The organism is Mesorhizobium sp. M7A.F.Ca.CA.003.01.2.1 (assembly GCF_003998945.1).
Classification (GTDB): domain Bacteria; phylum Pseudomonadota; class Alphaproteobacteria; order Rhizobiales; family Rhizobiaceae; genus Mesorhizobium; species Mesorhizobium ciceri.
Map to the genome: position 1 here is coordinate 1 of NZ_RZRA01000396.1, position 4,852 is coordinate 4,852.

The window sequence follows — 4,852 nt, forward strand, 5'->3', positions numbered from 1 at the left end:
CTGAGCAGGTCAGGCCGGACGCTTGACCCGGCTTTTCAGCGTCTCGTAGCCGCGGGCGCCAAGCAGTGCGCGGGCAATGGTCTTGGCGGCGCTCTTGCGGCCCTCTTGCGACTTGATCTGCCGCAGCCTTGCCGGCAGGTTGCGGGCCGCCTGGCCAAGTGCCGGCAGCGACAGCGCGTCGGGGAAGCTGACCATATGCGTTTCGACGCACAGCACCGGCTTGCCTGACAGTTCGGTGATCTTCAGCGCCTGTTCGTGCTCGCTCTCGATGAACAGGATGGCATCGGACTTGCGGTAGAAATCGGCCTTGAAACTGCCATGCGCGCCGAGTCGTTGCCGTTCCGCCTTGCTCGGCAGATCGAGCATGATCAGCTGGTCGTATTTGATCTCATGCTTGGCGAGCCATGCCTCGGTGAGCGCGCGGTATTTCTCCAGCCGGCTGGTGACCAGCCAGCCGATCCTGTGGGTCGCGACATGGAGCGGCCGCGCTTCGCTGAGGAATTTCTCATAGGCCGGGCCGTCGTCGTTTTCCGCCTCTGTCGGGTCGAGGCACAGCACGCCGTCAATGTCGACGCAGCATTGCGCCAGGAATTTGTGATGCATGAAGTTCCACTGGAACATGCGCGGATGCGGCACGACCTCGAAGACGAGGTCGGTTTCCTGGTGCAGGGGCTCAAGGCCGAACACGGCGGCAAAGGTGAAGTCCGCCTCGATGCCCGCAGCCTGGATGCGGGCGCGTGCGTCGCGCATGGCGTTGCCGCCGGCGACGCTGTCGTCGATCACCAGCACCTTGCGCATCTCGGAAACCTTGCGGTCGAGAGCGGCCCGGCGCTTGGTGACGCCTGATGTGTAGATTCGCCCAGCCAGGAAGCTGTCGAGATCGGTCATCGGAATGTTCGCCGCAAGGCTGACCAGCGTCGCTGCCAAAACGCCGCTTCTCGGCACACCGACGACCAGGTCGATGTCGCGCGGCAGCCGGTGCAGGCCCCTGACGATGGCGTCGTTCATATCGGAGATCGATCGGTAGTGCATGGTTCAGACCTGGTCCTGGAGGAGATGTCCGTAGCAGTCGAAGACGCCCAAATTATTGCGCTTCGCGCGGCGCTGCCGCAGGCAGCCTTGCCGGCAGCATCTTGAGCGCCTCGCGCAAGGCTTCGCGGCCGGAGGCGAATGCCAGTGCGATGATGATTGTGATGAGGTAGGCGAACACGGCGCTGCTGGCCAGGGCGACGACATGCTGCTGCGGCAGCAGTGGCTTGACGAACCAGATCGCGGCCAGCGCCAGATGGGCGCCAAGCACGAACGGCGTTGCCGCGCGCAGCACATGATGCGCCTGCAGCGGTCCGCTCTTGCCGACATAGAGCCATAGGAACGGCGTCCGCAGATATTCGCTGATCGCATAGGCGATCGCCACGCCCAGCGCGCCATAGGGCAGGCCGAGCATGAAAGCCAGCACCGACGTCACGGCCGTTATGATGCCCCAGCGCATGAAATCGCCGGAGCGGCCCTGGCTGACGAAAAGCCACCCCGCCGGATTGTTGAGCGGCTGCAGCAGCCCGGCAAAGCCGAGCGCCAGGAAAATCGAGGCGCTTGCGCGCCATTGCTCGCCGAGCACGAAGGGGATCAGCACATCCGACATCGCGGTGGCGAAGGCGACACCGGGAAGCGCCACCAGCAGGATCAGCGGCATGACGCGCAGATAGGCGCTGCGGTAGCGATCCGGCTCGTCCTTCAGCCTGGAAAGTGCTGGAACCATCACCTTCGACAAGGGGTTGGTGATCTGGCTCAGCGGAAACAGAAGCAGCTTGTAGGCGCGGTCATAGAGGCCGAGCTGCGCCTCGCCCCAATATTTGCCGATCAGCACGTTGTCGAGGTTGCGGGCAAAGAAATTGGCGAAGTTGAAGCCGGTGATGCCGGCGCCGAAATTGATCAGCTCGCCGATGCCGGCGACCTTGCGCGGCAGGCCCGGACGCCAGCGCGAACTCGCCCAGTAGCAGAGCGTCGGCAGCACGGCACCGGTCAGCGTGCCGGCAAACAGGGCCCAATAGGAGCGATCGATGAAGGTCCAGGCGATCGACACGGCAAGCCCGGCGATGGCGCTGGCGACGTCGATGACGGCCAGCCGGCCGAACTGCATACGGCGCGTCAAGAGCGCCAGATGCTGGGCGCCAAGCCCATAGGCCATGATCTGCAGCCCGAACGCAGCCACCAGACCTGTCACGCGCGGCTCGCCGTAGAAGGCAGCAACCAGGGGCGCGGCACCCGCAAGCACGCAAGCCAGGATCGCGCTGACGGCGACATTGATCCAGAAGAGGTAGTTCACCTCCTCATGCCGGATGCCTGATTTCTGGATCGTTGCCTGGGTCAGGCCGAAATCCTGGAACAGTGCGATAAAGGCAAGCACCGGCGCGCACATCGCCACGACACCGAAATCCTGTGGCGACAACAACCGCGACAGCACGATAACCGACAGAATCTGTGTCGCGACCCGCACCGATTGCGCCATGGCCGTGACAACCGCGCCGCGCCCAACCGATTTGCGCAAGGAGCCTTCTGGCGGATCGAATGCATTGGCTTCCAAATTCAGGATTCCTGATTTTTTACGTGGATTTTCGAGCCCGAAAATCCACGACCGCCGCCGACCACAAACTACGGCAATAATTTTGCAGTGCAACAGAAAACGTGGACCGCCGCACCAAAAATGTTGCGATGCAGCAAGACCTGTACTAGCATTCCCTCGGGTGGGCCAACAGCGGTCGAGTTTTTATGCTGCATGTCTTGTACCTAGTGCACGACGTTTCCGACCCGGCGGTGCGCCGGCGGATCACGATGCTCAGGGCAGGTGGGGCCCAGGTCACCTTGGCCGGATTCCGTCGCACCGCGAATCCGATTGCGGATATCGAGGGACTGCGCCCGATCGACCTCGGCGGGACGCGTGACGGGCGATTCGGCCAACGCCTCGCGGCCGTAGCCAAAGCAGCCGTTTCGATAGGCTCGAAGCTGGGCGGAATGCCAAAGCCGGATGTCATCGTCGCGCGCAACCTGGAAATGCTGGCGCTTGCCCGCCGCGCCAGGTCAGCCTTCGGTGCATCGGTTCCGATCGTATACGAGTGCCTCGACATTCATCGGCTTGTGCTGCGCAACGATGTCCTGGGCAAGGCGCTGCGTGCCACCGAACGATTTCTGGCCAGGGATGTGAAGCTGCTGGTGACCAGTTCGCCTGCCTTCATCGCCAATTATTTCAAGCCGTTCGGCCAGGTCGCGGCACCCATCGAGCTGGTCGAAAACAAATATTTCGAGGCCGCGACGATTGTGCCCGGCGCTGCCGAGGCCGATGAGAGCCCGGTCGGCCCGCCATGGCGGATCGGCTGGTTCGGCGCGCTGCGCTGCCGCCGCTCGCTCGAGCTGCTGGCTGATTTCTCCCGCCGCACGGAGGGCCGCTTCGAGATCGTGCTGCGCGGCCGTCCGGCTTTGTCGGAATTCCCTGACTTTCACGGCTTTGTCGAGGCCGAGCCATGGCTGTCGTTTCTCGGGCCCTACCGCAATCCGGAAGACATGGCGGCGATCTACAACGATGTCCATTTTTCCTGGGCGATCGATTTCTTCGAAGCGGGGCAGAACTCCGAATGGCTTCTGCCCAACCGGCTCTATGAGGGTTGCCGTTTCGGCGCGGTGCCGATCTCGATGGGCAATACCGAGACCGGGCGGTTCCTCAAGCAGCAGGATATCGGCGTGCTGTTGCCGCAGGCGTCGCCCGAAGCGCTCGAAGCCGCGCTAGGCAAGATGGAGGAGCATCGCTTCGCCAGGCTGAAGGGGCGTGTTCTGGCGCGCAACCCGAGGACCTGGAGCTACGATCGCAGCGATTGCCGTGCGCTTGTCGAGCGGCTGCGCAGCCTGACCGCCGTGCCCGGTTCGTTTGCCGCCGAGGCATTGGCATAGGATGGCAGGGGATGGACAGAGGCAAGATGGACAGAGGTTGATGACGCAGACGGAAAAACCCTCATCCAGCCTGATCGTTATCCCATGCCTGAACGAAGCCGCCCATATCGGTGCGCTGCTCGATCAATTGCGGCCCGCGGCCGCCAGGCTTGGCGCCCGGATCATCGTCGTCGACGGCGGCAGCACCGACGGCACGCTTTCCATCGTAGACGAAGTCATTGCCAGGGACCCGCGGGTTATCCTGCTCCACAACAAGCGGCGCATCCAGAGCGCGGCGATCAATCTCGCCGTCGGTACCTTCGGCGATGGTGCCGACTATCTCATCCGCATCGATGCGCATGGCGGTTATCCCGACGATTATTGCGACCGGCTGGTCGAGGAAGCGCTGGCTACATCAGCGGATTCGGTTGTCGTTTCGATGCTGACCAGCGGCAGCGGTGCCGTGCAGAAAGCAGCGGCCGCGGCGCAGAACTCCAAGCTCGGCACCGGCGGCTCGAAGCATAGGCATCTTTCGCAGGGACAGTGGATCGATCACGGCCATCATGCACTGATGCGGATATCGGCGTTCGGCGCCGTCGGCGGCTATGACGAAACGTTCAGCCACAACGAGGACGCCGAGCTCGATTATCGCCTGCGCAAGGCCGGCTACAAGATCTGGATGAGCGGCAAGACGCAGATGGTCTACTACCCGCGCGGCTCGCTCTCAGGCCTCTATTTCCAGTATCTCGGCTACGGTCGCGGGCGTGCCAAGAATGTGCTGAAGCATCGCGTCATCCCGAAGGTGAGGCAGATGGTGCCGCTGCTGGTGTTCCCGGTGGTGCTGCTGGCGGCCTTCTCTTTCGTGCACTGGCTGGCGGCGGTGCCGCTGCTGCTGTGGGCGTCGGTGTGCCTGGGCTACGGGCTGGTGACGGCT

The 4,852-nt window shown here is 63.3% G+C and carries 4 protein-coding genes; 2 read left to right on the forward strand and 2 right to left on the reverse strand.

The window, feature by feature from the left end; all coding sequences use genetic code 11:
* Positions 1-9 precede the first annotated feature (9 nt).
* Both EN969_RS17020 and EN969_RS17025 read right to left on the reverse strand, forming a co-directional pair.
* Entirely contained in the window at positions 10-1,032 is a 1,023-nt protein-coding gene (locus tag EN969_RS17020; protein ID WP_013528105.1) for a phosphoribosyltransferase family protein, read from the reverse strand.
* Positions 1,033-1,084: 52 nt separating this feature from the next.
* Entirely contained in the window at positions 1,085-2,581 is a 1,497-nt protein-coding gene (locus tag EN969_RS17025; RefSeq protein WP_063169884.1) for a lipopolysaccharide biosynthesis protein, read from the reverse strand.
* Between the two features lie 185 nt (positions 2,582-2,766).
* On the opposite strand from EN969_RS17025, the gene EN969_RS17030 reads away from it, so the two are divergent.
* Both EN969_RS17030 and EN969_RS17035 read left to right on the forward strand, forming a co-directional pair.
* Complete coding sequence (locus tag EN969_RS17030; protein WP_063169885.1) at positions 2,767-3,939, forward strand: glycosyltransferase; 1,173 nt, start codon at positions 2,767-2,769, stop codon at positions 3,937-3,939.
* Positions 3,940-3,979: 40 nt separating this feature from the next.
* Positions 3,980-4,852, forward strand: an 873-nt coding sequence (locus EN969_RS17035; protein ID WP_164758306.1) for a glycosyltransferase family 2 protein, incomplete at its 3' end; no start/stop codon positions are given.